Annotated in this window: 1 protein-coding gene; it reads right to left on the bottom strand. The window is 36.2% G+C overall.

What is annotated here, in order from left to right; translation table 11 throughout:
* Positions 1 to 5: 5 nt before the first annotated feature.
* Positions 6 to 1430: a hypothetical protein gene (locus C7Y69_RS20845; RefSeq protein ID WP_126874046.1), complete on the bottom strand. Its 1425-nt coding sequence runs from the start codon at positions 1428 to 1430 to the stop codon at positions 6 to 8.
* Positions 1431 to 1921: the final 491 nt, after the last annotated feature.

Below are 1921 nucleotides of genomic sequence, written 5' to 3'. Positions count from 1 at the left end.
AGCACTCATGCGGTTGCCCTGGCTGCTCGGTGATAAACTTTATTTTTAAATTCGAAGTATTCATTATCTTTAGAATAAATAACTGAGTGGGGCCGTATTGATTGAAAAAGGTGAGATTCATATTCAGTTGCAACATCAAACCACTTTGTATTGTGATTTATAGTTTTATAAAGCAACTCAGAACAAAACCCCATACCTTGAATGCTTGCGGCACTAAGTAAAAGCTTAATCTCATAAGTCAATTCACTAAAACGTTTATTCTGGAGCTGCTCTAAATCGAACTGTGCATATTCAATTTCTTTTTCACCAACAGGACTTAGATGTGACTTTTGGTTTTTTCCATCAAAAAAATACCTGTTATTTTCGGTGCCAATCCAAAGAAGAATTTCATGAAGTAAAAGTACATTGCCATCACACTTGTTTAATATTCGTAATCCCTGCGATTTACTCAATCCCGGATATGCGTGATGAACAATTTGATCCAAACCTTCAACTCGACCAATGTTTTTAATCGAACCTACATAAGCTTTGTTTGATGTCACTCTTTCATATACTTCGGGAAATGAAATTTTTTCTGCATCAAGCTGGGAATACCACTCTTTTTCCCAAGACGTAATAATCATCATTAAACGTAATTTTTTTGCAATACTAGTGCTTAAAAGAGGTTCTACAATCTCCTTGATTGACGCTTCATCCATCCAATGTGCATCATCTAAAAATAAAATCATAGGTATGGTACTGTGACTGCTTACGCTATGGTCGAGCATAGACAGAAAAAAATTTAGTATATCTTCTCTTTTTTGTTTCTCAGTTTTAGTTTGTTGTTCTGCTATCGTACTATTCTTTCCGACCTTTTCTGTAATCGCATCTTTTATGGCAAGAGCACCGTCAATAGAAGACTTTAAAAGACCATACCCGCTTAAGGTTTCTATAAAAGGTGTTGCGATATCTAAAGCAATTAAACCCGCGTTGTGAAGTTTATTTCTTACACCAACTCCAGCACTAATCGTTTCCCGATGTGCTGCGAGTGCACCAGTATAATTAATGAATTCACAAGGATCGCCAGCATCAATGTTTCTTCTATTAGGGTCATCCCACCGAACCCCCCACCAGAGCCAAGGCATTTCTTTTGAGTTACTGGACACAAAATCATCGAATTGCGGATTTACCTGCAAATCATTGTTTGACTGGAATAGGTTGTCAGGCCAATAACTGTTTGGATCATAGATATCCGATTCACTAAGCCACGAATAAAATTTTTGGACAGTCCGTGTTTTACCAAAACCGCTATCTCCTTGTAACACACACACTCTAGTTCCGCAGTCTTCAAATACTTCCTGCCAATTTTGCTTCAGCCAAGCAAGTTCTCTCTCTCGACCAATAAATGCATCTTTCCATTCATTACGACTGTCCGAAAATCTAGTAACCATAAAACCAGGTTATTTAAGTAAGCGAATTTAAATATTAAACGTTATGAGTTAATAAGCAATTTTAAAAGTAGTAGATATAACCAAATTATTATTAGGTACTAAATAACAACATCGCTTATCTCAAAAGAACAGTACCATTAGTATTTATTTATCTGTTATTAAATTAGTATGTAATTCAAGGGCGTTTCGGCTAATGATTGGCGGATGATAAATCAGTTTGGTCAAAAATATCCAAATGATTGTTAAAGGGACGCTTTAAAAAATTCTCTCACCAATGTCCGGTTTCGTTCATAGCCGACCTCTGCCCCCCAAAGTGCAAATGTCCGCTTCACGTACAGGCTGTGTGAAAACTATTGATCACCTTTTGGTCTAAGCAGTCTTTTTATATGATCAATCGGTCTTAAGTATCGATCCTCAATTGATATCTGAATTGGTACAATAAACTATCAAAAAATTGATAGGTTTCAATCACATGTCGAGATTTATCGAAG

The sequence above is a fragment of the Alteromonas sp. KS69 genome, assembly GCF_003989595.1.
Taxonomy (GTDB): domain Bacteria; phylum Pseudomonadota; class Gammaproteobacteria; order Enterobacterales; family Alteromonadaceae; genus Alteromonas; species Alteromonas naphthalenivorans.
This window is presented reverse-complemented; position numbering and strand designations above follow the sequence as displayed.

Excerpts from the sequence above, each read along its gene's own strand:
- C7Y69_RS20845 (WP_126874046.1), bottom strand. The coding sequence starts at position 1,430 with ATGGTTACTAGATTTTCGGACAGTCGTAATGAATGGAAAGATGCATTT.